The 23,051-nt window shown below is 68.8% G+C and carries 22 protein-coding genes; 19 read left to right on the top strand and 3 right to left on the bottom strand.

Annotation, left to right across the window (positions count from 1 at the left end; all coding sequences use genetic code 11):
• The first annotated feature begins 263 nt into the window (after positions 1-263).
• The 9 genes from DFP85_RS08395 to DFP85_RS08355 all read left to right on the top strand — a co-directional run bounded on the left by DFP85_RS08395 (position 264) and on the right by DFP85_RS08355 (position 8,114).
• Positions 264-1,028: an electron transfer flavoprotein subunit beta/FixA family protein gene (locus tag DFP85_RS08395; protein ID WP_133635851.1), complete on the top strand. Its 765-nt coding sequence runs from the start codon at positions 264-266 to the stop codon at positions 1,026-1,028.
• Positions 1,025-1,951 (top strand): electron transfer flavoprotein subunit alpha/FixB family protein, encoded by a 927-nt coding sequence (locus tag DFP85_RS08390; protein WP_133635850.1) that lies wholly within the window; start codon positions 1,025-1,027, stop codon positions 1,949-1,951. Before DFP85_RS08395 ends, DFP85_RS08390 begins: the two co-directional genes overlap by 4 nt.
• A 288-nt stretch (positions 1,952-2,239) precedes the next feature.
• Entirely contained in the window at positions 2,240-2,851 is a 612-nt protein-coding gene (locus DFP85_RS08385) for a superoxide dismutase (RefSeq protein WP_133635849.1), read from the top strand.
• Between the two features lie 240 nt (positions 2,852-3,091).
• Positions 3,092-3,901 (top strand): DUF3450 domain-containing protein, encoded by an 810-nt coding sequence (locus DFP85_RS08380; protein ID WP_133635848.1) that lies wholly within the window; start codon positions 3,092-3,094, stop codon positions 3,899-3,901.
• Positions 3,898-5,286, top strand: coding sequence for a MotA/TolQ/ExbB proton channel family protein (locus tag DFP85_RS08375; protein ID WP_133635847.1), 1,389 nt, complete (start codon positions 3,898-3,900; stop codon positions 5,284-5,286). Before DFP85_RS08380 ends, DFP85_RS08375 begins: the two co-directional genes overlap by 4 nt.
• Positions 5,270-5,803 carry a MotA/TolQ/ExbB proton channel family protein gene (locus tag DFP85_RS08370; protein ID WP_133635982.1) on the top strand — a complete coding sequence of 178 codons (534 nt, stop codon included), beginning with the start codon at positions 5,270-5,272 and terminating at the stop codon, positions 5,801-5,803. Before DFP85_RS08375 ends, DFP85_RS08370 begins: the two co-directional genes overlap by 17 nt.
• Positions 5,796-6,206, top strand: a complete 411-nt coding sequence (locus DFP85_RS08365; protein ID WP_133635846.1) for an ExbD/TolR family protein — start codon at positions 5,796-5,798, stop codon at positions 6,204-6,206. Before DFP85_RS08370 ends, DFP85_RS08365 begins: the two co-directional genes overlap by 8 nt.
• On the top strand, positions 6,203-7,000 hold the full coding sequence (locus tag DFP85_RS08360) for an energy transducer TonB (RefSeq protein ID WP_133635845.1): 798 nt from the start codon (positions 6,203-6,205) through the stop codon (positions 6,998-7,000). Before DFP85_RS08365 ends, DFP85_RS08360 begins: the two co-directional genes overlap by 4 nt.
• A 19-nt stretch (positions 7,001-7,019) precedes the next feature.
• Complete coding sequence (locus DFP85_RS08355; protein WP_133635844.1) at positions 7,020-8,114, top strand: tetratricopeptide repeat protein; 1,095 nt, start codon at positions 7,020-7,022, stop codon at positions 8,112-8,114.
• Positions 8,115-8,144: 30 nt separating this feature from the next.
• Here DFP85_RS08355 and xthA read toward each other — a convergent pair whose 3' ends face one another.
• Together xthA and DFP85_RS08345 are read right to left on the bottom strand one after the other, a co-directional pair.
• Positions 8,145-8,972 carry an exodeoxyribonuclease III gene (gene xthA, locus DFP85_RS08350; RefSeq protein WP_133635843.1) on the bottom strand — a complete coding sequence of 276 codons (828 nt, stop codon included), beginning with the start codon at positions 8,970-8,972 and terminating at the stop codon, positions 8,145-8,147.
• Between the two features lie 2 nt (positions 8,973-8,974).
• On the bottom strand, positions 8,975-9,226 hold the full coding sequence (locus tag DFP85_RS08345; RefSeq protein WP_133635842.1) for a hypothetical protein: 252 nt from the start codon (positions 9,224-9,226) through the stop codon (positions 8,975-8,977).
• A 169-nt stretch (positions 9,227-9,395) separates the two neighbouring features.
• Here DFP85_RS08345 and rhlB point away from each other — a divergent pair, with 169 nt between their 5' ends.
• Positions 9,396-10,670, top strand: coding sequence for an ATP-dependent RNA helicase RhlB (gene rhlB / locus DFP85_RS08340; RefSeq protein ID WP_243737244.1), 1,275 nt, complete (start codon positions 9,396-9,398; stop codon positions 10,668-10,670).
• Between the two features lie 6 nt (positions 10,671-10,676).
• A complete protein-coding gene (dinG, locus tag DFP85_RS08335) occupies positions 10,677-12,818 on the top strand; it encodes an ATP-dependent DNA helicase DinG (protein WP_133635840.1) in 2,142 nt (713 codons plus the stop codon).
• Between the two features lie 112 nt (positions 12,819-12,930).
• On the opposite strand, the gene DFP85_RS08330 is transcribed toward dinG, so the two are convergent.
• Complete coding sequence (locus DFP85_RS08330) at positions 12,931-14,010, bottom strand: 3-deoxy-7-phosphoheptulonate synthase (RefSeq protein ID WP_133635839.1); 1,080 nt, start codon at positions 14,008-14,010, stop codon at positions 12,931-12,933.
• A 303-nt stretch (positions 14,011-14,313) separates the two neighbouring features.
• Here DFP85_RS08330 and rpoE point away from each other — a divergent pair, with 303 nt between their 5' ends.
• From rpoE to era, 8 genes are all read left to right on the top strand, one after another.
• Positions 14,314-14,919: an RNA polymerase sigma factor RpoE gene (rpoE, locus tag DFP85_RS08325; RefSeq protein ID WP_133635838.1), complete on the top strand. Its 606-nt coding sequence runs from the start codon at positions 14,314-14,316 to the stop codon at positions 14,917-14,919.
• A gap of 201 nt (positions 14,920-15,120) precedes the next feature.
• On the top strand, positions 15,121-15,828 hold the full coding sequence (locus tag DFP85_RS08320) for a sigma-E factor negative regulatory protein (protein ID WP_133635837.1): 708 nt from the start codon (positions 15,121-15,123) through the stop codon (positions 15,826-15,828).
• Positions 15,828-16,826: a MucB/RseB C-terminal domain-containing protein gene (locus DFP85_RS08315; protein ID WP_243737243.1), complete on the top strand. Its 999-nt coding sequence runs from the start codon at positions 15,828-15,830 to the stop codon at positions 16,824-16,826. The genes DFP85_RS08320 and DFP85_RS08315 overlap by 1 nt, the downstream gene beginning before the upstream one ends.
• A 72-nt stretch (positions 16,827-16,898) precedes the next feature.
• Positions 16,899-18,332: a DegQ family serine endoprotease gene (locus DFP85_RS08310; RefSeq protein WP_133635836.1), complete on the top strand. Its 1,434-nt coding sequence runs from the start codon at positions 16,899-16,901 to the stop codon at positions 18,330-18,332.
• Positions 18,333-18,513: 181 nt separating this feature from the next.
• A complete protein-coding gene (gene lepA / locus DFP85_RS08305) occupies positions 18,514-20,331 on the top strand; it encodes a translation elongation factor 4 (protein ID WP_106229242.1) in 1,818 nt (605 codons plus the stop codon).
• Positions 20,332-20,345: 14 nt separating this feature from the next.
• Positions 20,346-21,149, top strand: a complete 804-nt coding sequence (gene lepB, locus DFP85_RS08300; RefSeq protein ID WP_133635835.1) for a signal peptidase I — start codon at positions 20,346-20,348, stop codon at positions 21,147-21,149.
• A gap of 106 nt (positions 21,150-21,255) precedes the next feature.
• Positions 21,256-21,960: a ribonuclease III gene (gene rnc / locus DFP85_RS08295; RefSeq protein ID WP_133635834.1), complete on the top strand. Its 705-nt coding sequence runs from the start codon at positions 21,256-21,258 to the stop codon at positions 21,958-21,960.
• Complete coding sequence (era, locus tag DFP85_RS08290) at positions 21,957-22,856, top strand: GTPase Era (RefSeq protein WP_133635833.1); 900 nt, start codon at positions 21,957-21,959, stop codon at positions 22,854-22,856. Before rnc ends, era begins: the two co-directional genes overlap by 4 nt.
• Positions 22,857-23,051 lie beyond the last annotated feature (195 nt).

Raw genomic sequence — 23,051 nt, 5'->3', positions numbered from 1 at the left:
ATAGCGGTAAAGGGTCACCCCCTGCGATGGTGCAGTGCGTCATGGCCCGGCATGTGCCCGGATGCCCGGGGATTGTTGATCAGGATGCGGCTATGGCACATTGAGAGGGTTTTTACGGTGCTGCGCCTATCAAACGCTTGCATGAAACGCATAAGGGTATGCCAGCCGGTTTCCAAGGAGGCAGGTCTCCTCCCGCATCGACCCGGGAACAGGGTCCGCTTCGCCAACCATCAGGTTCCCAGTGTGAACCAAGCGAGGACACTATGAAGGTACTCGTCGCGGTCAAACGCGTCATCGACTACAACGTCAAGATCCGGGTCAAGCCGGACAACAGCGACGTCGACCTCACCAACGTCAAGATGGCCATGAACCCCTTCTGCGAGATCGCCGTGGAAGAGGCGGTGCGTCTGAAGGAGCGCGGGGTGGCCACCGAGATCGTCGCCGTCACCGTCGGCCCCAAGGCCGCCCAGGAGCAGCTGCGCACCGCGCTGGCGCTGGGCGCCGACCGCGCCATCCACGTCGAGACCGACGAGCGCGTCGAGTCGCTGGGCGCGGCCAAGGCGCTGGCCAAGCTGGTCGAGGAGGAGCAGCCCGGCCTGGTGATCCTCGGCAAGCAGGCCATCGACACCGACAACAACCAGACCGGCCAGATGCTCGCCGCGCTGACCGGCCTGCCCCAGGGCACCTTCGCCTCCAAAATTAGTGTCGAGGGCGAAGGTGATGAAAAGCGGCTTCAGGTGACCCGCGAGATCGACGGCGGCCTGCAGACCGTCGAGCTTTCGCTGCCCGCCATCGTCACCACCGACCTGCGCCTTAACGAGCCGCGCTACGCCAAGCTGCCCGACATCATGAAGGCCAAGAAGAAGCCGATGGACGTCAAGAGCCCGACGGATCTCGGCATCGAGGTGGCCTCGAAGGTCAAGCTGCTCAAGGTCGAGCCACCGGCCGAGCGCCAGGGCGGCGTCAAGGTGGGCTCGGTGGACGAGCTGGTCGACAAACTCAAGAACGAGGCGAAGGTGATTTCATGAGCATTCTGGTTCTGGCCGAACATCACGACGGCGCCCTGGCCGGCGCTACCGCCCATGTGGTCGCCGCGGCCAAGGCCATCGGCGGCGATATCGACGTGCTGGTGGTCGGCGAGGGCGTTTCCGCCATCGCCGAGGCCGCGGCCAAGCTCGACGGCGTCAGCCGGGTCCGCGTGGCCGACAACGCCGCCTACGCCCACCTGCTCGCCGAGCCCACCGCGGCGCTGATCGCGGAGCTCGCCGGCGACTACAGCCACGTGCTGGCCTGTGCCTCCACCACCGGCAAGAACGTGCTGCCGCGCGTGGCCGCGCTCAAGGACGTGGCGCAGATCTCCGAGATCATCGCCGTCGAGTCTGCCGACACCTTCAAGCGCCCGATCTACGCCGGCAACGCCATCGCCACCGTGCAGAGCGAGGACGCGCTGAAGGTGATCACCGTGCGCGCCACCGGCTTCGATGCCGTGGGCAAGGGCGGCAGCGCCAGCGTGGAGGCGGTCGACTTCGTCGCCGACAACACCCAGTCCACCTTCGTCAAGGAGGAGCTGGCCCAGTCCGACCGCCCCGAGCTGGGCGCGGCCAAGGTGGTGATCTCCGGCGGCCGCGGCATGGGCAACGGCGACAACTTCAAGCTCCTCGACGGCATCGCCGACAAGCTGGGTGCCGCCATCGGCGCGTCCCGCGCCGCGGTTGACGCCGGCTTCGTGCCCAACGACATGCAGGTGGGCCAGACCGGCAAGATCGTCGCCCCGGACCTCTACATCGCCGTGGGCATCAGCGGTGCCATCCAGCACCTGGCGGGCATGAAGGACTCCAAGGTGATCGTCGCCATCAACAAGGACGAGGAGGCGCCGATCTTCCAGGTCGCCGATTACGGCCTGGTGGCGGACCTCTTCGAGGCCCTGCCGGAGCTGGAAAGCAAGCTGTAAGGAAGATCGGGATCTTCCAGGTGGCGCTCTCGGCAGTAACCAGCCTCGTCGCGGACCTCTTGGAGGCGCTGCCGGAGCTGGAAAGCAAGCTGTAGGGAGAGAGCTTCCAGGTTGCGCCAGCGCGCGAGCCGGCCCCTCGAGGGCCGGCTCGCGTCGTTCAGGGGTGTCGATTAACATCTTCTATACAAGGGATAACAGGAATCATTAGCAACAACTGCGCATACCTGCCATCCTTGGGGGTGACACGGGACCACGGATCCCGATGGACACCAACGAGGAGGAATGATCATGGCGCATACCCTTCCAGACCTTCCCTATGCCTACGATGCCCTGGAACCGCATATCGATGCGTTGACCATGGAGATTCACCATTCCCGTCACCATCAGACCTACGTCAACAACCTCAATGCGGCCCTCGAGGGGACCGGCCTCGAGGATGTGCACGTGGAGGAGCTGATTGCCAACCTCGACCACGTGCCGGAGGGCAAGCGCCAGGCCGTGATCAACAACGGCGGTGGCCATGCCAACCATTCGATGTTCTGGCAGATGATGTCGCCAGATGGCGGTGGTCATCCGCAGGGTCAGGTGGCACAGGCGATCGACCGCGAACTGGGCGGTTTCGATGCCTTCAAGGAGGCCTTCACCAAGGCGGCCCTGGGTCGTTTCGGCAGCGGCTGGGCCTGGCTCAGTGTGACACCGCAGGGCAAGCTGGTGGTGGAGAATACTCTCAACCAGGATAGCCCCATCATGGACGGCAACTCGCCCGTCCTGGGGCTGGATGTCTGGGAGCACGCCTACTACCTGAAATATCAGAACAAGCGTCCGGACTATGTGTCGGCCTTCTTCAACGTGATCAACTGGGAGGACGTCGAGCGTCGCTATCGCAACGCCACGGCCTGATGCCGGCTCCCTCTACCACCGTTGAGCCGCACCCTTGGGGGTGCGGCTTTTTGTTGCGCAGGCGACGGGTAGTCCAGGGTTGTCACAGGTCAGTGTCCGGCAGCTCAGTCGCCCCATTCCACGGCATCCTTGGCCCGAGAGTGGCACCATCCTAGCGGCAGGGGCGCCATCATTACGCATTGATAATCGTTCGTATTGGTGGCATGGTGGCTGCCCTGCCCGGGACCACGACGGAGAACCATGGTGAAGACCTTTCGCTTACAACTGCCGGCCGGCATCGCTCTCGGACTGCTGTCCTTCGGCCTGCTCCAGGCGCAGGAGCCCGTTGTCGAGGAGGCCAGCCAGGCCCAGCGCGCCCAGGCCGAGCTCCAGTCGCGCATCGACGCGGCCGACGACGAGACCCGCGAGTTGCTGCGTGAGCTGCGCCGGGTGGAGGCCGAGACCCGGCGCCTGGAGGCGCGCAGCAATGCCCTGGCGCCACGCCTCGAGCGCCGTGGGGAGCGCCTGGAGAGCCGCGAGGCGGCGCTGGATACCCTGGCCGAGACCCGCGAGGCGCTGCCGCAGCTCGAGCAGTCGCTGGTGTCCCGCCTGCAGACCTGGGTGGAGCGCGACCTGCCATTCCTGAAGGCAGAACGCCTGGCCCGCGCCGAGGGCCTCGAAGCCGGCCTGGACGACCCCGACGCCTCGGCCGCGGAGCGCCTGGACCGACTCCTCGCTGCCTGGCGCACCGAACTCGACTATGGCCGCGAGTTTGACGCCTGGCGCGGCATCCTGAACGAAGGGAGAGACGAGGGCGACGCCCACCGTGAGGTGGACTTCCTGCGCCTGGGGCGGGTGGGGCTCTACTACCTGACCCCCGATGGGCGCGAGGGCGGTGTCTGGCGAGCCGAGGCCGAGCGCTGGGAGGCACTGGACGAGGCCCGACGCGTCGAGCTGCGCCACGGCCTGCGCATTGCCCGCGACCAGCGGGCCCCGGAGCTGCTGACCCTGCCGGCCTCCCGGCCACTCGAGCGATTGGAGACCACCACCGACACGGGGGCGAGCTCATGAGTCATTCCCGGACGCATGCCGCGCGTCATGCGCTGGCAGGGCTCGTGATGGCGGTGCTGATGGCTGCCGTATTGCCCGCCCAGGCCCAGGACGAGCCCCTGACCAGCCTGCGCGCGGAGCGCGAGGCGGCCGAGGCCCGCGATGCGGCGCGGCTGGCCGAGCTGGTCGAGGATCGCGATGCCCTGCAGGCGGCCCTCGAGGACGCCCGGGAACGCCACGAGCAGGCCGAGACACGCTTCGCGGCCCTGTCGGAACAGGAACAGGCCCAGCAGGCGCGTCGGGACGCGCTCGACGAACGCCAGGCCGAGCAGGGTGAGGACCTGGACGCGGTGCTGGATACCCTGGCGCGTCACAGCGGCGAGCTGCGCGACGCGCTGGCGGAAAGCTGGATCACGGTGGGCGGCGCCGAGTTGCCGCCGCGCCTCGATGACGCCGAGGTGCTGCGGCCCGAGCATCTGGAGACCCTGGGCGATACGCTGATGGCGCTGACCGCCGAGACCGGCCGGGTGGTCGCCTTCGACGCGCCCGTGGCGGGAAGCGACGGCCAGGTCGCCACCCGTGAGGTGGTGCGCCTGGGCGACCTGGCGGCCTTTAGCGAGGGGCAGCTGCTGGAGCGTGGCGCCGAGGAGGGCCTGCTCGCCACGGCGCCGCGCACACCGGGGGAGCTAAGCGAGCTGCTCGCCGACTTCCAGGCCGGGGAGGGCGACCGCCTGGCACTGGACCCCACCGGCGGCCAGGTCATCGAGGCCCTGGCCCAGCGGCCGACCCTCATGGAACGCTTCCGGCAGGGGGGAGCCGTGGGCTATGTGGTGGTGGGGCTGGGGGCCATCGGCCTGCTGGTGGCCCTGGCCCAGTACGCCTACCTGCTCAGGGTGAGCGTGGCGACGCGCCGCCAGCTGCGCGACCTCAGCCGGCTGCGCGAGGACAACCCCCTGGGTCGCGTGCTGCTGCGCTTCCGGACGCTCGCCGACGACCCCGTGCCCGAGGCCCTGGAGGCACGCCTCGACGAAGCGGTGCTGGCCGAGCTGCCGCGCCTCGAGCGCGGCCAGCCGCTGGTCAAGCTGCTCGCCGCCGTGGCGCCCCTGCTGGGCCTGCTGGGCACCGTCACCGGGATGATCGTCACCTTCCAGGCGATCACCGTGTTTGGCACCGGCGACCCCCAGCTGATGGCCGGCGGCATCAGCCAGGCGCTGGTGACCACCGTGCTGGGCCTGATCACCGCCGTGCCGTTGCTGTTTGCCCATACCGCGCTGGCGGGGCGCAGCCGCCACCTGGCCGGGGTGATGGAGGGCCAGGCGAGCGCGGCCCTGGCCACGCAACTCGAGCATCGCCGGGCCACCCCCGCAGCCTCCGGGAGCGAGCGTCGTGCTGCCGCTCTGGTTTGAACCCCTGGCGCGGCTGGTCGATGCCGGCGGGATCATCCTGGTCGGCATCGCCGGGGTGGCGGGACTGCTGTTCAGCCTGGCCCTGGAGCGGGTGCTGTTCTTCCGCCTCACCTATCGTCGCGCCCGCCGCGGCCTGATCGCGCGCTGGACGGTGCGCCCCGACCACCACAGCTGGAGCGCCCTGACCCTGCGCGAGGCCTGGACCCGTGAACTGATTTCACGGCTGCGGCGCCCGCTGCCCTGGCTGAAGCTGCTGGTGGCGCTCTGCCCGCTGCTGGGGCTGCTGGGCACCGTCACCGGCATGATCGCCGTCTTCGACAGCCTGGCGCTGAGTGACACCGGCCAGGCGCGGGCCATGGCCGACGGCGTGGCACGCGCCACCCTGCCGACGCTGGCCGGCATGGCGGTGGCGGTGGTGGGCCTGCTGTTCACCAGCCGACTCGAACAGATCATCCGGCGCGAGGACCAGCGGCTTCATGACCGCCTGGCCCGCGCCGTGGAGGAGTCCCATGCGTAGACGCCGCAGCCTGGCCGCCGAGGGAGGCGATGCCGGCGAGATCAACCTGACCCCGATGCTGGACGTGGTCTTCATCATGCTGATCTTCTTCATCGTCACCACCAGCTTCATCAAGGAGAGCGGGGTGGAGATCGAGCGGCCCGAGTCCAGTGCCGCCAGCCCGCAGCCCGATGCCCAGCTGATGGTGGCGATTACCCCCGAGGGCGCCGTCTGGGTGGACGGCCAGCCGGTGGATGCCCATCGCGTCGGCGACACGGTGGCGGCACTCGTCAGCGGCGATGGCGGGGTGGTGATCCAGGCCGATCGCGAGGCCACCACCGGCCTGCTGATCGAGGTGATGGACCGAATCCGCGAGGCCGGCGTGGAGCAGGTCGCGGTCGCCGCGACTCGTAGCGCGCCATGATTCGAGTGACCGTCTCCGTCCTGGCCGGGTCGGCCATGGCGGTGCTGCTGTTCTGGCTGCTGGCGTTGCTGGTCTCGCCGCCCGAGCCGGAGATCGAGGTACGGGAGATGCGCATGTCGCTGACCCGCGTCGAGGCGCCCCAGCCCGAGCCGGAAGCCGAGCCGCCACCCGAGGCGGCCGAGCCACCCGTCGAGGCCACACCCCCGGCACCTCCGGAGGCCGTGGTCCCGCCGCCGATGCCCGAGCCCGCGCCACTGGCGCAGAGCGAGATGGCGCTGCCCGATCCGGAACCGGAACTCCCGCCGGAGTCGTCCGAGACACCGGAGCTGGACAGTGAACTGCCGGAGCTCACCGAAGCGCGGCCGGAATCGGCGCCACGGCCCGTACCGGAGCCACAGCCTGAACCTGAGCCCGAGCCGCAACCGGTGGCTGAGCCCCGTACGGACGCCTCGTCGTCCGCCCAGGAGGCACCGCCCATTGCGTCGTCCGGCGAGACAGCCAGCGCCGCGCCGGCCAGCCGCGAGCCGGTGGACGTGGGGCAGGTGGCGCCCACCGAGCGGGTACCGCCCGCGTACCCGACGCGCGCCCAGCGCCGCGGCCTGGAGGGCCATGTGGAGCTGGAATTCGTGATCCGCGCCGACGGCCGCGTCGACCCCGAGAGCGTCCGCGTGCTCTCCGCCCGGCCACCCAACGTCTTCGACGAGGCTGCGCGCCAGGCGGTGGCGCAGTGGCGCTTCGCACCGGCCGAGGGCCTGCGTCGCGCTCGGCAACGCCTGGAATTCCAGCTGAGATAGCCTGCCGCAGGGAGTTCCCATGTCGCGTCTTCACCTTCTTTTCCTGGTCACTGCCGGCTGGCTGCTGGTGGCGCCCGTGGCCCTGGCGGTGCCGGCGCTATCGGGCGCCTTCATCGCCGACCTGGAGCGCCTGCAGCAGCGTCTCGCGACCGGCGAGGTCGAGGCGGTGAGCGAGCGGGCCCTGGCCCAGGCCGGGCGCCTGGCCGGGGGCAACGCCGCCGACCGCTGGGCGCGAGCCCTCTACCTGCAGCTGGCCGCTGGCGCGGCGGCGCGCGCCGGCGATCCGGCATCGGCCGCCGACCACCTTCTCGCTGCGCGGGAGACGGGCGGCGTGGAGGCGGCGCAGCGCGACCGGTGGCAGCGCGACGAGGCGCGGCTGCGCCTGGCCGCGGGGGATAGCGAAGAGGGGGCCAGGCTGCTGGCCGACTGGCTGGAGCGCCATGAGGGCGAGCCGCGGGATCGCTGGCGACTGGCGCGGGTAATGGCCGAGCGCGGGCAATGGGATAGCGCCGCCGACCGGGTGGAGCGCGCCCTGGCCGTCACCCCCGAGCCGAGCGAGGACCAACGTGAGCTGGCCATCGCGGTGCTGAGTCGCGCCGGCCGCGATGACGCGGCCCTCAGGCTCCTGGCCGATGGCCTGGGGGAGAGTCGCGACGCCGAGCGTTGGCTTCAGGCCGCGGCCCTGGCCCATCGGCTGGGCGATACCGGCCAGGCCGTGGCGATCTGGGAGGCCGGCTGGCGGCGCGGGGTGCTGGAAGGCCAGGACGACCTGCGCCGCCTGATCGAGCTGCATCTGGCCGGCGGCACCCCGGCGCGGGCCGCCGAGTACCTTGCCGAGGCGCTGGAGGAGGGCAAGCTGGAAGACAGCGAGGCGCACCGCCGCCTGTTGGCCCAGGCCTGGGAGGCGGCGCGTGACCGAGATTGCGCCCTGGCGGCCTGGGAGGCGCTGGCCGAGCGCAGCGAGGCCGGCAAGGACTGGCTGAGGCTCGGCCAGCTCGCCCACGCCTGGGGGCGGCAGGGCCTGGCCGAGCGGGCGCTGACCCGGGCTCATGAACTGGGCGAGGACGACGCCGAGCGTTGGCTCGAGGCCATGGCCTCGGCAGCATCCTCATAGGGCATTGCCCTGAAAGGAAGGGACATTCGCCTACAGGGCCAGCTCCGTCCAGACCGGCGCATGATCGGAGGGCTTCTCCATGCCGCGCAGGTCGTAGTCGATTCCGGCATCCATCACCCTCTCGGTCAGCGGTGCGCTGACCAGGATATGGTCGATGCGCAGGCCGCGCCGGGGCTCGCGCTCGAAGCCGCGGGAGCGATAGTCGAACCAGCTGAAGCGGTCGTCTGCCGTCGGGTAGCGAAGCCGGTAGCTGTCGGTCAGCCCCCATGCCTTGATGCCGGCGAGCCATTCGCGCTCCACCGGCTGGAAGCTGGTCTTGCCCTCGCGCAGCCAGCGTTTGCGGTTGGCCTCGCCGATGCCGATGTCGCGCTCCTCCGGGGAGATGTTGAAGTCGCCCATCACCGCCAGGCGCTCGTCGGGCCGATGCTGGGTCTCCAGCAGCTGCTGGAGCTGGGCGTAGAAGGCGCGCTTGTGGGGAAACTTCACCGGGTGCGCGACGTTCTCGCCCTGGGGAAAGTAGCCGTTCCACACCGTGATGGGCGTGCCACCGCCCGGGCGCAGGCGCACCCCGATCATGCGCCGCTGGGCCTGTTCGCCGTCATCGGGGAAGCCGTGGAAGACCGCCTCCGGCTCGCCGCACTGGGCGGGGTCGACCAGCAGCGCCACACCGTAGTGGCCCTTCTGGCCGTGGTAGAAGACGCGATAGCCCAGTGCCTCCACCGCCGCCACGGGGAACTCGCTGTCCTGGACCTTGGTTTCCTGCAGGCCGATCACCGCCGGGTGATGCGTCTCGACCAGGGCGGCGAGCTGGTGCAGGCGGGCGCGGATGCCGTTGATGTTGAAGGAGACCAGGCGCATCCTCAGTCATCCCTCCCGTCGGGCGTATCATGGTCCGATGCCTCGGGGTGGATGGCGATCGGCTGCCCCGACTCCTGGCGGGCCAGGCGGCGGGCCGCCTGCAGCTTGCGCTGCTGGCGCTTCTTCTGGGTGAAGCGGGTCGTCGAGGTGACCTGGTCGGGGTTCTCGTGGCGCCACTTCTTGAAATCCTTGCGCTTGCCGGTGCGGATCTGCACCTTGTCGGCCAGCGAGCGGGTCTTCTTTCGGCGTGTCATGATGCAACTCCTTGCATGAATGGGCGCCATTCTACCAGCCGCGGCGGCCCGGCCGACAGCGGCGAGCCGGCGGCAGGTGTCCGGGGCGCGCCCTCGTCGCCGGAGACTGGTACAATGCCGGTTTGCGTCATGCACCCCATCCACCGATATGGACAAGACAGCACAGCCTATGAGCGAGTCGGAACAGACCACAGCACCGGCCCAGAACCGCAAGCCCAAGCGTCGCCGGCGCAAGCCGCGCCGTCGTCAGTCGAACTGGGACCTGCGCCAGTTCCAGGTCCCCGTCGTGGCGGGCAAGTGGCGCTTCCATGACTTCGACTTGCCGCTGCCATTGATGCGGGCCATCCATGCCCTGGGCTTCGAATACTGCACGCCCATCCAGGCCGAGGCCCTGGCCCAGACCCTGCTGGGCGGTGATGTGGTGGGCAAGGCCCAGACCGGCACCGGCAAGACCGCCGCCTTCCTGATCTCGATCCTGGCCTACTTCCTCGAGGAGGAGGCGCCCAACGGCCAGAAGCCGGGCGCACCGAGGGCGCTGATCGTGGCCCCGACCCGTGAGCTGGCGCTGCAGATCGAGAAGGACGCCAAGGCCCTGGCGCGCTTCACCGACCTCAAGGTGGCAAGCGTAGTGGGCGGCATGGACTACCAGAAGCAGCGCGAGGCGCTGGGCGGCAAGCTCGACATCCTGGTCGCCACTCCCGGCCGGCTGCTGGACTTCCACGAGAAGCGCGACGTCGACCTCACCCAGGTGGAAGTGCTGGTGCTGGACGAGGCGGACCGCATGCTCTCCATGGGCTTCATTCCCGACGTCAAGCGCATCATCCGCCACACGCCGAACAAGGAACAGCGCCAGACCTTCCTCTTCTCGGCCACCTTCAGCCAGGACATCCTCAACCTGGCCAGCCAGTGGACCCACGAGCCGGCCCACGTGGAGATCGAGGTCACCGTCGACAACGCCGCCGACATCGACCAGCGCGTCTACCTGGTCGGCGATGAGGACAAGCAGCGCCTGCTGGTCAACCTGCTCAAGCAGGAGAGCTTCGACCGCGTCATGGTGTTCGGCAACCGTCGCGACCTGGTGCGCAAGCTCGACGACCTGCTCGAGAAGGCCGGCATCAATGCCGCCATGCTCTCCGGCGACGTGCCCCAGAACCAGCGCATCGAGACCCTCGAGAAGTTCCGCGAGGGGCAGATCCAGGTGCTGGTCGCCACCGACGTGGCGGGGCGCGGCATCCACATCGAGGATGTCAGCCACGTGATCAACTACACCCTGCCGGAAGACCCCGAGGACTATGTGCACCGCATCGGGCGTACCGGTCGCGCCGGTGCCAAGGGGGTGTCGATCAGCTTCGTGGGCGAGGAGGACGCCTTCTCGCTGCCCGAGATCGAGCGCTACATCAACGACAAGCTGCCCTGCGAGCACCCGCCGGAAGGCCTGCTCTGACGGCCCATGCTTGAAGACGCGCTGAAGGCCGAGATCCAGGAGGCCTATCGACGGGTGCTGGAGGGCCTCGAGCTGACGCCGCGCTACGGCCAGCGGCTGATGATCGCCGAGATCGCCCGCACCCTGGCGGGCATCGAGGCCGACGAGGCCGGCAAGCGCGTCAGCGACGAGCACGTCTGCGTGCTCGAGGCCGGCACCGGGACCGGCAAGACCCTGGCCTACCTGCTGGCTGCGCTGCCGGTGGCCAAGGCCCGCGGCAAGCGGCTGGTCATCGCCACCGCCACCGTGGCTCTGCAGGAGCAGGTGCTCCATCAGGACCTGCCGGCGCTCAAGGCCCACAGCGGGCTAGACTTCGACTATGCCCTGGCGAAGGGGCGCGGGCGCTATGTCTGCGTGGCGCGCCTCGACCAGGCGCTGGACGGCGGAGAGGAGAACGCCACCCTGTCGCTCTTCGAGCAGTCCCTGGCCAGTGGCGGCGACGACTTCCAGGCGCTGGCCAAGGAACTGGGCGAGGCCTACGGCAACGGCCGCTGGGAGGGCGACCGTGACAGCTGGCCCGAGGCCATCGAGGACAGCCACTGGCGACGCCTCACCGTGGACCATCGCCAGTGCACCAACCGCCGCTGCGGCCACTTCGGGGCCTGCGCCTTCTTCCGTGCCCGCCGCCATCTCGAGAGCGCCGACGTCATCGTCGCCAACCACGACCTGGTGCTGGCCGACCTGGCGCTGGGGGGCGGGGTGGTGCTGCCGGCGCCGGGCGACTGCATCCACGTCTTCGACGAGGGGCATCACCTGCCCGACAAGGCCCTCCAGCACTTCACCTACCGCTTCGCCGTGGGCGGAGCACTGCGCTGGCTGAAGACCCTGAAGAGCTCGCTCACCGAGCTCAACCAGGCGCTGGCCGTGCAGCCGACCCTGGCGCGGCTGCTGGCGGGGCTGCCGGAGGTGATCAATGCCCTGGAGCCCCGGCTCGGCGAGGCCTTCGCCCTCGGTCACCAGCTGGCCGGGCGCCCCCAGGGGCTGGCCGACGGCGAGGAGGGCCGGCACCACCGACTGGAGATGGGGCGGGCCCCCGAGGCGCTGCGCGAGCAGGCCGGGGGGCTGGTGGTGATCTTCGCCCGACTCTCGCGCGCTCTGGAAGAGATGGCCGACATCCTCCGCGAGAGCCTCGACCCGGACAAGCACACCGGCTTGCCGCGGGAGCAGGCCGAGGCCTGGCTGCCGCTGGTGGCGCTGCTCCACGGGCGTGCCCTGGAGGCCCATGCCCTGTGGCTCGCCTTCGCCGAGACGGACCCCGAGGGCGAGCCCCCGCGCGCGCGCTGGCTGACCCTGGAACGCTTCCATGGCGAGCCCGAGTTGACCTTCTCCGCGAGCCCTGTCTCGGCGGCCCAGACCCTGGCGAAGAGCCTGTGGGGCAGCACCTTCGGCGCCGTGGTGACCTCGGCGACGCTCACCGCCCTGGGGCGCTTCGAGCGGCTGCAGGAGCGTGCCGGGCTGGCCAACCGCTATCGCTACCAGCGCCTGCCCAGTCCCTTCGACTACTCCCGGGCGGTGCTCAGCGTGCCCCGGGAGGCGGTCGATCCCGCCGATCGCGAGGGACACGAGCGGGCCATCGTCGACTTCGTGGAAGCGCTCGGTGACCGGGAGGCGGTGCTGATGCTCTTCTCGTCCCGGGCTCAGCTGCGAGGGGTCGAGAAGGCGCTCTCCCGGGGCCGGCGCGAGCGTGTGCTGGCCCAGGACCGCCTGCCCAAGCGCGAGCTGATCACCCGCCACCGGGCGCGGGTGGATGCGGGGGAGGGCAGCATCATCTTCGGCCTGGCGAGCTTTGCCGAGGGGATCGACCTGCCCGGGGACTACCTCACCCATGTGGTGATCACCCGGCTGCCCTTCTCGGTGCCGGACGACCCGGTGGGGGCGACGCTGGCCGAGTGGATCGAGAGCCGCGGCGGCAATGCCTTCATGCGCATCAGCGTGCCGGACGCCTCGATCAAGCTGGTCCAGGCCTGTGGCCGGCTGATCCGCAAGGAAGCCGACAGCGGGCGCATCACCCTGCTCGATCGTCGGGTGCTGACCCGCCGCTACGGCCGGGCACTGCTCGATGCCCTGCCCCCCTTCGTGCGCGAGATCGACGGGGTGCGCGAGGTCTGAGCGGCAGGGCCAGGGCCGAGGGGAGGGCGCGCCCTCGTCAGTGGCGGCGTCACCCGCGACGAACGGGCCCGCCTGAAGGCGGGCCCGTGAGTGTGGTGGGGTAGCGCAGGGGTCAGGCGGCCTGGCGTCGCTCGGCCAGCACCGGCGCGAGCTTCTCGTTCATGTGCCTGAAGGATTCGACGGTGGTGTCCCAGTCGATGCAGGCGTCGGTGATGGAAACGCCGTACTTGAGCTGGCTGAGATCCTCGGTCAGCTTCTGGTTACCCCAGCCGATGTTGGACTCGACCATCAGGCCGATGATCGAGCGGTTGCCCTCGAGGATCTGGTTGGTGACGTTCTCCAGCACCAGCGGCTGAAGGGCCGCATCCTTGTTGGAGTTGGCGTGAGAGCAGTCGATCATGATGTTGGGCTTGATCCCGGCCTTCTTCAGCTCCTGCTCGGCCAGCGCCACGCTGACGCTGTCGTAGTTGGGCTTGCCGTTGCCGCCGCGCAGTACCACATGGCCGTAGGCGTTGCCGCGGGTGCGGATGATCGCCACCTGGCCGGCCTGGTCGATGCCCAGGAAGTTGTGGGGGTGAGAGACGGACTGCAGGGCATTGACCGCGACGTCCAGGCTGCCATCGGTGCCGTTCTTGAAGCCCACCGGGCAGGAGAGGCCCGAGGACATCTCGCGGTGGGTCTGGGACTCGGTGGTGCGTGCCCCGATCGCCGACCAGCTGATGCAGTCCTGGATGTACTGCGGGGAGATGGGGTCCAGCGCCTCGGTGGCCAGCGGCAGGCCCATCTCGGCGAGCTCGACCAGCAGCTTGCGGGCGATGTGCAGGCCCTCCTCGATCTCGAAGGAGCCGTTGAGGTGGGGGTCGTTGATCAGGCCTTTCCAGCCCACCGTGGTGCGGGGCTTCTCGAAGTAGACGCGCATCACGATGTAGAGGCTGTCCTTGACCTCGTCGGCCAGGCGGCGCAGGCGCCGGGCATAGTCCAGGGCGGCATCCACGTCATGGATGGAGCAGGGCCCCACCACCATCAGCAGGCGAGGGTCGCGGCCATCGAGGATGGCCTGGATCGTCTCGCGACCCTCGATCACCGTGCGCTCGGCGGCCTCGGTGAGGGGGATCTCCCGCTTCAGGGCCTCGGGGGTGATCAGGACGTCCTGGGCGAGAACGTTGAGGTTGTTGACCTGCTGCTCTGACATTGTGCTTCCTGTGTCGTGTCTGCGCTGATGGCGATATCCAGTGGCATCTACTATCGCGCGCGGGGCCGGCAAATTCAATCGCCGCGGGAACCCGTCAGGCCGCGGCCGGTCCCATCGCCGGCACCAGGCCAAGGCAAGCGGCTTGATGGACGTTCAAGAAACAGGAACACTTGTACCTCTCGCGATACATGACCCTGACCATTCAGCGGCTCCAAGGCCCAGGTTGACACTATGCTAGCAACGCCAGACCGTTCGCGACCCGCCGGGTCGCCACTCGCGCCGCTCTGCTCGGGGAGGGCCTGAATGGGCACCCGGGAGACCGACCAGCAGCTCGTCGAGCGCGCTCAGAACGGGGATACCCGCGCCTTCGACCTGCTGGTGAAGAAGTACCAGCACAAGATCATCGGGCTGATCGGCCGCTACGTGCACGATCATGCCGAGGTGCAGGATGTGGCCCAGGAGGCCTTCATCAAGGCCTACCGGGCGCTGGGCAAGTTCCGCGCCGAGAGCGCCTTCTATACCTGGATGTACCGCATCGCCATCAACACCGCGAAGAACTACCTGGTCTCGAAGGGACGTCGCCCGCCGGGCAGCGACCTGGACATCGTCGATGCCGAGATCGTCGACCACAGCGGACGGCTGGCCGATACCGAGACCCCCGAGGCTGCCATGGCCCGCGACCAGCTGGAGGCGGCCATCTTCGAGGCGATCGAGGGCCTACCCGACGACCTGCGGACCGCGATCACCCTGCGTGAGCTCGACGGCCTCTCCTACGAGGACATCGCCGCCATCATGCAGTGTCCCGTGGGTACCGTGCGCTCGCGGATCTTCCGGGCCCGGGAGGCGGTGGATCAGCACATCCGCCCGCTCGTCACCACCTCCCGCAACCAGGAGTCGGTGGTCGAATGAGGTGCCGGGGGCGAGAAACTGCAAGCTTTTTGACGATTTGCTGAACTGTCCGGCATCTGCGACGTCATATGCGGTGACCGGCCCGCCACCAGCGGGCAATAACATGCCGACATGGCCAGGGCGACACGCGCCGATGTCGGGATCAACAGGCTGTCAAAGGACCCTGACGGGGTCGCCTTGTCGAGTGTGAGGGTGTGAAGAATGAGTCAGAACGCACGGGAATCGCTTTCTGCCCTGATGGACAACGAAGGGGATGAGCTGGAGCTGCGTCGAGTGCTGAAGTCACTGGACGACTCCCCGGATGCGGCCGAGACCTGGCGCCGCTACCACCTGATGCGCAGCCTGATGCGACGGGAACCGGAGGTCGATGTCGCCACCGACCTCTCGGCCGGCATCATGGCGCGCCTCCAGGACGAGCCGCTGCCCCGGGTCGACGCCGGTGCGGCCTCCGGCCGTCCCGTGTCGCTGGTGCGCGGCGCCGGCATCGCGGCCGCGGTGTCGCTGATGGTCATCAGCGGCGTGCAGTTCTACAACGGCAGCCTCGATGGGGGGCAGGTCCCCGCTGAGGTGGCCTCCCAGGGCCAGCCGGCGGGTGAGCTGCAGGCAAGCCCCGCCGCTCTCGGCGGGTCGGAGCTGGCGGCTTCGGGTGCCGATAGTCGTCCCTCGCTGCCGGGGCTGCCGCTCTTCCAGACGCCTTCCGGTGACGCCCGGGGTGCGATGACGGTGGGGGCTGGCTTCGATTCGCCGCTGTTCCTTTCCCCCCGGCAGTCCGCCCGGGCTGACCAGCAGCAGGCGCAACTGCTGCAGTCCTATCTGGACCGCCATGCCGAGGGGGCCGCCTACCGCAGCGGAGACACCTGGATGCCGCTGCTGCGCGCGTCCGGTAGCGAGTCCCTGGGGCAGCACTGATGCGTCAGGGTCGTCCCACCCGCTGGCTCGGCGGGATGCTGGCCGCGGCCCTACTGACCCTCTCGTCGGGCGTCGTGGCCCAGCCCGGCACCGACCCGGACCAGGAAGAGCGCTTCGACTGCCGCTCCCTGGCGGAGCGTGAGCCACCCGAGACGGCGCTGGGGTGGCTGGAGCGCAGCCTCTGGGCCAACCACTGCTACGAGTTCCAGGCACGTGCGGTACGCATCGGCGGCGACGGGGTCCGCTCCCTGGCGCTGTCCCATGATGTCGTTGAGGGCGTCGAGCGCGAGGTGGCCCGGTTTCTGGATGGTCCTGCAGTGGTCTTCGAGCGACGCGGACGCATCGGTCGGCTGAGCTGGGCCGAGGGTGACGCCCCTGCGCCCGCCTCGCCGGCGGGCATCGCCGAACACCTCGAGGGCCTCTACCGCCTCCAACTGAGCGGCGAGGAGCGCCTTGCCAATCGCAACACCACCCGCCTCGATATCGAACCCCTGGATGGCATGCGCTACGGCCACCGCTTCTGGCTCGACACCGCCACGGGCCTGCCGCTCAAGCATATCCTGCTGGACGAGCAGGGGCGCGTGGTGGAGACCTTCCAGATTACCGAGCTGCGCCAGCCCCTGCTTCACCAGGGGGAGATCGGCCTCGATCGACGCCGTGCCCGCCCGCAGGACCCCTGGCACCCCGCCTGGCTTCCCGCGGGCTTCATCCCCCAGCCGGTGGAGACCCGCAGCGCCCGCCATGACGATGACATCGGTCACCGGGTCTACAGTGACGGGCTCGCCACGCTCAGCCTGTTCGTGGAACCCGTGGAGGGACCGGACCAGCTGATCCCGGGCATGCATCGCCTCGGCGTTTCCCATGCGGCCGTGCGCCATCGCGAGCTCGGCGGTCGGACCCATCAGGTGGTGGTGATGGGGGAGCTGCCGCCCGGTGTCCTGCTGCGGGTGGCCGACTCGGTGGAGTGGCAGGAGGGCGATGAGGGCGGCATGCCCTGAACCTTTTGAGACAGGGACGGTATCAGGAGATTCGTCCCTTCTTCCCATCCCTTGTCGACGCAGGAGCCTTTCATGAAGCGCATGACGCGACACCTCTCCCTCTGGATGCTGCTCGCCACCACCCTGCTGGCGTGGCAGACGGCCGTGGCCCGTGAGCTGCCGGACTTCACCGAACTGGTCGACCAGGCCGCGCCCGGGGTGGTGAACATCTCCACCTCGCGCATGGTGGAGCGCAGTGCATCGCCTTTCCACGACTTCGGCGGCCAGGAGATTCCCGAGATCTTTCGCCACTTCTTCGGTGATCGCTTCGGCGACCGCTTCCCTATGCCCCCCGGCGGGGGGCCGGGGCGCAGCGAGGAGCGCCAGTCGCTGGGCTCGGGCTTCATCATCGACGAGGCCGGCTACATCATGACCAATGCCCATGTGGTGGAGGGTGCCGACGAGATCCTGGTGCGACTCAACGACCGGCGCGAGCTCCAGGCCGAGCTGGTCGGGGCAGATGCCAAGACCGATGTCGCCCTGCTCAAGGTGGACGCCGACGGCCTGCCGACCCTCACCCTGGGGGACTCCGATGACCTGCGGGTCGGCGAGTGGGTCGCCGCCATCGGCTCGCCCTTCGGGTTCGACCACTCGGTGACGGCCGGCATCGTCAGCGCCATCGACCGCACCCTGCCCCGGGACGCCTACGTCCCCTTCATCCAGACCGACGTGGCGATCAATCCGGGCAATTCCGGCGGTCCGCTGTTCAACCTGGATGGCGAGGTGGTCGGCATCAACTCGCAGATCTTCACCCGCAGCGGCGGTTTCATGGGGCTCTCCTTCGCGATCCCCATCAACGTGGCCCTGGACGTGGCCGATCAGCTGCGCGATGACGGCCGGGTCAGTCGCGGCTGGCTGGGGGTGATGATCCAGCCGGTCTCCCGAGACCTGGCCGAGTCCTTCGGCATGGACAACCCCGAAGGGGCGCTGATCGCCGACCTCGACCCCGAGGGGCCGGCAGCCCAGGGCGGGCTCCAGGCCGGCGACGTCATCCTCGAGGTGAATGGCGAGGCGGTGGAGAGTTCCAGCACCCTGCCGCGGCTGATCGGGCGGGTCAGCCCGGGCAGCGAGGTCGAGCTGACGCTGCTGCGCGACGGCAAGCGTCGCGAGGAGACCGTCACCGTGGGCGACTGGCCCGACAGCCAGGGCGCGGCAGCGGATGGCCGGGGCGAAAATCCGGCGCCGGCGCGGCTGGGCATCGCCGTGGGCCCGCTGGAGGAGGCCGAACGGCGTGAGCTCGGCATCGAGGGCGGCGTACGCGTGGGCGAGGTGGACCCGCGCGGCGCGGCCGCCCAGGCGGGCATCCGGGCCGGCGACATCCTGGTCAGCATCGACCATCGAGCGGTCGAGGGCCCCGACCAGCTGGCCGAGCTGGTCGCCGAGCTGCCCGAGGACCGGGCCATCCCGGTGCGTCTCTACCGCGACGGGCGCTCGCTGTTCGTGGCGCTGCGCCTCTCCCGCGGCTGATTTCGCCGCTGCAAGAGGCGGCCACGATCGCGCGACCCGACGGCCCCCGCCGTCGGGTCGCTGTATCTGGCAGGCGCATCCCGCTACAATGGCGCCCAATCCGATCAGAGCCCGCCAGCCGACCGCAACGCGATCCATCGTGTCGGCCGTGGCCCGACACCCACAAGGCAGAATCGACTCGATGTCCCAAGACGCAACCTCCGACCCCCTCAAGCACATCCGCAACTTCTCGATCATCGCGCACATCGACCACGGCAAGTCGACCCTGGCCGATCGCCTGATCCAGACCTGCGGTGGGCTGACCGAGCGTGAGCTCAAGGAGCAGGTGCTCGACTCCATGGATCTCGAGCGCGAGCGTGGCATCACTATCAAGGCGCAGTCGGTGACGCTGGACTACCACGCCCAGGACGGCAACACCTACCAGCTGAACTTCATCGATACCCCCGGTCACGTGGACTTCTCCTACGAGGTGTCCCGCTCGCTGTATGCCTGCGAGGGCGCGCTGCTGGTGGTCGATGCTGGCCAGGGGGTCGAGGCCCAGTCGGTGGCCAACTGCTATACCGCCATCGAGCAGGGGCTCGAGGTGCTGCCGGTGCTCAACAAGATGGACCTGCCCCAGGCCGACCCCGACAAGGTCTCTCACGAGATCGAGGAGATCATCGGCCTGGATGCCACCGATGCCTGCCAGGTCTCGGCCAAGAGCGGGCTGGGGATCGACGCGCTGCTCGAGCGGCTGGTGCGTGACATCCCGCCCCCCAAGGGAGACCCCAAGGCGCCGCTGCAGGCGCTGATCATCGACTCCTGGTTCGACAACTACCTGGGCGTGGTCTCGCTGGTGCGGATCTTCGACGGCACCCTGAAGAAGGGCGAGAAGATCCGCATGACATCCACCGGTCGTGACTGGCCGGTTGGCGAGGTGGGCATCTTCACGCCGCTGCGCAAGGAAACCGGCATTCTGCGCGCCGGCGAGGTCGGTTTCGTGGTCGCCGGCATCAAGGACATCCATGGCGCGCCGGTGGGCGATACCATCACCCATACCAAGACCCCGGACGTCCCCCGCCTGCCGGGCTTCCAGAAGGTCAAGCCGCAGGTCTACGCCGGCATGTTCCCGGTCAGTGCCGACGACTACGAGGACTTCCGCGACGCCCTGGAGAAGCTGGCGCTCAACGATGCGTCGCTGGACTACGAGCCGGAGAACTCCGACGCCCTGGGCTTCGGCTTCCGGGTCGGCTTCCTCGGCACCCTGCACATGGAGATCGTCCAGGAGCGCCTCGAGCGCGAGTATGACCTGGACCTGCTCACCACGGCGCCCACCGTGGTCTACGAGCTGGCCATGAAGAACGGCGAGGTCATCTACGTCGCCAACCCCTCCAAGCTGCCCGACATGGCCGACGTGGAGGAGATGCGCGAACCCATCGTGCGTGCCAGCATCCTGGTGCCCCAGGACTTCGTCGGCAATGTCATCACCGAGTGCGAGCAGCGTCGCGGCACCCAGCTCGACATGCAGTTCCTCGGCAGCCAGATCCAGCTCACCTACGAACTGCCGATGAGCGAGGTGGTGATGGACTTCTTCGATCGCCTGAAGTCCATCTCCAAGGGTTATGCCTCCCTGGAGTACAACTTCGAGCGCTTCCAGGCGGCCAAGCTGGTGCGCCTGGACGTGCTGATCAACGGTGACCGGGTCGATGCCCTGGCGGTGATCATCCATCGCGACCATGCCCACAGCCGCGGCCGCCTGCTGGTCGAGAAGATGAAGGAGCTGATCCCGCGGCAGATGTTCGACGTGGCGATCCAGGCCGCCATCGGTGGCCAGGTGGTGGCGCGTTCCACCGTCAAGGCGCTGCGCAAGAACGTCACCGCCAAGTGCTACGGCGGCGACGTCAGCCGCAAGAAGAAGCTGCTCGAGAAGCAGAAGGCGGGCAAGAAACGCATGAAGCAGGTCGGCCGGGTGGAGATTCCCCAGGACGCCTTCCTTGCCGTGCTCAGGGTCAACGACTAGGGACGGATAACCGCATGGACTTCTCTCTGATGCTGGTGGCTGCAGTGGCCGTCACCGGCGTGATCTGGCTGCTTGACCTGCTCTGGTGGCGTCCTGCCCGTCGTCAGCGGCTGGCCACGGCCGAGGCCGGCACCACCGAGGGGCTCGGCGAACGGGCCCGCGAGAAGGCGCTCAAGGAGCCCTGGCCGGTGGACTACGCCCGCTCCTTCTTCCCGGTGCTGCTGGTGGTGCTGGTGCTGCGCAGCTTCGTGGTCGAGCCTTTCCAGATCCCGTCCGGCTCGATGCGCCCGACCCTGGAGGTCGGCGACTTCATCCTGGTCAACAAGTTCGCCTATGGCCTGCGCCTGCCGGTGGTGCATACCGAGATCCTCGACCTGGGCGAGCCCGAGCGGGGAGACGTCATGGTGTTCCGCTTTCCCGACGAGCCGGCGGTGAACTTCATCAAGCGGGTGGTGGGCCTGCCGGGTGACCGCATCCGCTACGAGGACAAGCAGCTCTTCGTCAACGGCGAGCCGGTACCCAAGCGGCTGCTCGAGGCCGGCCCCATGGCGGCGCCCACCGAGCTGCTGCTGGCCGAGCAGTTGGGCGAGCTGGAGCACCGTATCTACAATAATCCTCGGGACCCCGGTCCCCAGGTGCGCGAGCTGGTGGTGCCGCAGGGGCACTACTTCACCATGGGCGACAACCGTGACCACTCCAACGACAGCCGCTATTGGGGCTTCGTGCCGGAGTCAAACGTCGTCGGCCGTGCCTTCGCCGTCTGGATGCACTGGGACGGTGGCCTGCCGAGCTTCACCAGTGTGCGCCGTATCCAGTAGGGCGCCACCTCTCGCCCCCTCGGGCCCGGCGGCTTGTGCGGAGCGCGGAGCGCCGGTGCCCGAGACACCCTTACCCCATGTCCTCATCCAAATAGTCAGGAGCTCCGTGAGCAACTCCCTCAACGCCTTCAGCCGCCGCATCGGCCATACGTTCGACGACCCCGGTCTGCTCGAGCTGGCCATGACCCATCGCAGCTACGGCGGCCAGAACAACGAACGCCTCGAGTTTCTCGGTGATTCCATCGTCAACTTCATCATCGCCGAGGCGCTCTTCCAGCGCTTTCCCCAGGCTCGAGAAGGGCAGCTGTCGCGGCTGCGCGCGCGCCTGGTCAAGGGCCAGACGCTGGCCGAGCTGGCCCGGGAGATGGCCTTCGGCGACTGCCTGCGGCTGGGCTCCGGCGAGATGAAGAGCGGTGGCCATCGCCGGGAGTCGATCCTCGCCGATGCCGTCGAGGCGGTGCTCGGCGCGATCTACCTGGATGCCGGGATGGAGGTCGCCCGGGCCCGGGTGCTCTCCTGGTACGCCGAGCGCCTGGAAGCGATCAGCCTCGACGATACCCAGAAGGATCCCAAGACCCGCCTGCAGGAGTTCCTGCAGTCACGCCAGGTGCCCCTGCCGCGCTACGAGGTGACCTCGGTGGAGGGCGAGGCCCATGCCCAGACCTTCACCGTCGAGTGCCACGTCGAGGTGCTCGAGGAGCACACCCTGGGGGTCGGCTCGAGCCGGCGCCATGCCGAGCAGCAGGCCGCCGCCCAGGCGCTGTCGCGCCTCGAGCCGGCCAAGTCCAACAGCACGGGGGGCCGTCCATGACCACCACCTGCGGTTTCGTGGCCATCGTCGGCCGTCCCAATGTCGGCAAGTCGACGCTGATGAACCGGATCCTCGGCCAGAAGGTCTCGATCACCTCGCGGCGTCCCCAAACCACCCGCCACCAGGTAATGGGCATCAAGACCGAGGGGGAGGCCCAGTTCATCTACGTCGATACCCCCGGCATCCACATCATGGCCAAGGATCGCAACAAGGCGATCAACCGCTTCATGAACCAGGCCGCCGTCCAGGCGCTGCGGGACGTGGATTGCGTGGTCTTCATCATCGACCGCACCCGCTGGAGCGACGAGGACCAGGTGGTGCTGCAGCGCCTCGAGCACGTCGAGGCGCCGGTGATCCTGGCCGTCAACAAGGTCGACCGTCTGCAGGACAAGGCCAGCCTGCTGCCCTGGCTGGAAGAGGTCGGCGCGCGCCGCGACTTCGCCGCCATCGTACCGATCTCCGCCAAGCATGGCACCAATGTCCCGGAGCTCGAGGCCGAGGTCGCCAAGCATCTGCCGGAGAGCGTTCACTACTTCCCCGAGGACCAGATCACCGACAAGAGCCAGCGCTTCCTGGCCGCGGAGCTGGTACGCGAGAAGGTGATGCGCCAGCTCGGTGATGAATTGCCCTACCAGATGACCGTGGAGATCGAGGAGTTCCGCGACGAGGGACGGGTGGTGCATATCAGCGCCCTGATCCTGGTCGAGCGCCAGGGCCAGAAGAAGATCCTGATCGGCGAGAACGGCGAGCGCATCAAGAACATCGGCCGCGAGGCGCGCCTCGACATGGAGCGGGCCTTGGGCGCCAAGGTGATGCTCAACCTCTGGGTCAAGGTCAAGCGCGGCTGGTCCGACGACGAGAGGGCACTGAAGAGCCTCGGCTACGACCTGGACTGATCGGTAAGCGCCAAGCTACAAGCGCCGAGCCGCCAAGGAAGGAGTCGCAAGGAGCGGCGAAGGCCTTGCCCCTTGCGACTTGGATCTTAACCTTCGCTTGGCCGCTTGGCCGCTTGGCCGCTTGGCCGCTTGGCCGCTTGGCCGCTTGGCCGCTTGGCCGCTTGGCCGCTTGGCCGCTTGGCCGCTTGGCCGCTT

The organism is Halomonas ventosae, assembly GCF_004363555.1.
GTDB lineage: Bacteria > Pseudomonadota > Gammaproteobacteria > Pseudomonadales > Halomonadaceae > Halomonas > Halomonas ventosae.
This window is presented reverse-complemented; position numbering and strand designations above follow the sequence as displayed.

Excerpts from the sequence above, each read along its gene's own strand:
- DFP85_RS08310 (WP_133635836.1), top strand. The coding sequence starts at position 16,899 with ATGAAGCGCATGACGCGACACCTCTCCCTCTGGATGCTGCTCGCCACC.
- xthA (WP_133635843.1), bottom strand. The coding sequence starts at position 8,972 with ATGCGCCTGGTCTCCTTCAACATCAACGGCATCCGCGCCCGCCTGCAC.
- rhlB (WP_243737244.1), top strand. The coding sequence starts at position 9,396 with ATGAGCGAGTCGGAACAGACCACAGCACCGGCCCAGAACCGCAAGCCC.
- era (WP_133635833.1), top strand. The coding sequence starts at position 21,957 with ATGACCACCACCTGCGGTTTCGTGGCCATCGTCGGCCGTCCCAATGTC.
- lepB (WP_133635835.1), top strand. The coding sequence starts at position 20,346 with ATGGACTTCTCTCTGATGCTGGTGGCTGCAGTGGCCGTCACCGGCGTG.
- dinG (WP_133635840.1), top strand. The coding sequence starts at position 10,677 with ATGCTTGAAGACGCGCTGAAGGCCGAGATCCAGGAGGCCTATCGACGG.
- rpoE (WP_133635838.1), top strand. The coding sequence starts at position 14,314 with ATGGGCACCCGGGAGACCGACCAGCAGCTCGTCGAGCGCGCTCAGAAC.
- DFP85_RS08320 (WP_133635837.1), top strand. The coding sequence starts at position 15,121 with ATGAGTCAGAACGCACGGGAATCGCTTTCTGCCCTGATGGACAACGAA.
- DFP85_RS08395 (WP_133635851.1), top strand. The coding sequence starts at position 264 with ATGAAGGTACTCGTCGCGGTCAAACGCGTCATCGACTACAACGTCAAG.
- DFP85_RS08345 (WP_133635842.1), bottom strand. The coding sequence starts at position 9,226 with ATGACACGCCGAAAGAAGACCCGCTCGCTGGCCGACAAGGTGCAGATC.
- DFP85_RS08375 (WP_133635847.1), top strand. The coding sequence starts at position 3,898 with ATGAGTCATTCCCGGACGCATGCCGCGCGTCATGCGCTGGCAGGGCTC.
- DFP85_RS08360 (WP_133635845.1), top strand. The coding sequence starts at position 6,203 with ATGATTCGAGTGACCGTCTCCGTCCTGGCCGGGTCGGCCATGGCGGTG.
- DFP85_RS08355 (WP_133635844.1), top strand. The coding sequence starts at position 7,020 with ATGTCGCGTCTTCACCTTCTTTTCCTGGTCACTGCCGGCTGGCTGCTG.
- DFP85_RS08315 (WP_243737243.1), top strand. The coding sequence starts at position 15,828 with ATGCGTCAGGGTCGTCCCACCCGCTGGCTCGGCGGGATGCTGGCCGCG.
- lepA (WP_106229242.1), top strand. The coding sequence starts at position 18,514 with ATGTCCCAAGACGCAACCTCCGACCCCCTCAAGCACATCCGCAACTTC.
- DFP85_RS08390 (WP_133635850.1), top strand. The coding sequence starts at position 1,025 with ATGAGCATTCTGGTTCTGGCCGAACATCACGACGGCGCCCTGGCCGGC.
- DFP85_RS08330 (WP_133635839.1), bottom strand. The coding sequence starts at position 14,010 with ATGTCAGAGCAGCAGGTCAACAACCTCAACGTTCTCGCCCAGGACGTC.
- DFP85_RS08385 (WP_133635849.1), top strand. The coding sequence starts at position 2,240 with ATGGCGCATACCCTTCCAGACCTTCCCTATGCCTACGATGCCCTGGAA.
- DFP85_RS08380 (WP_133635848.1), top strand. The coding sequence starts at position 3,092 with ATGGTGAAGACCTTTCGCTTACAACTGCCGGCCGGCATCGCTCTCGGA.
- DFP85_RS08365 (WP_133635846.1), top strand. The coding sequence starts at position 5,796 with ATGCGTAGACGCCGCAGCCTGGCCGCCGAGGGAGGCGATGCCGGCGAG.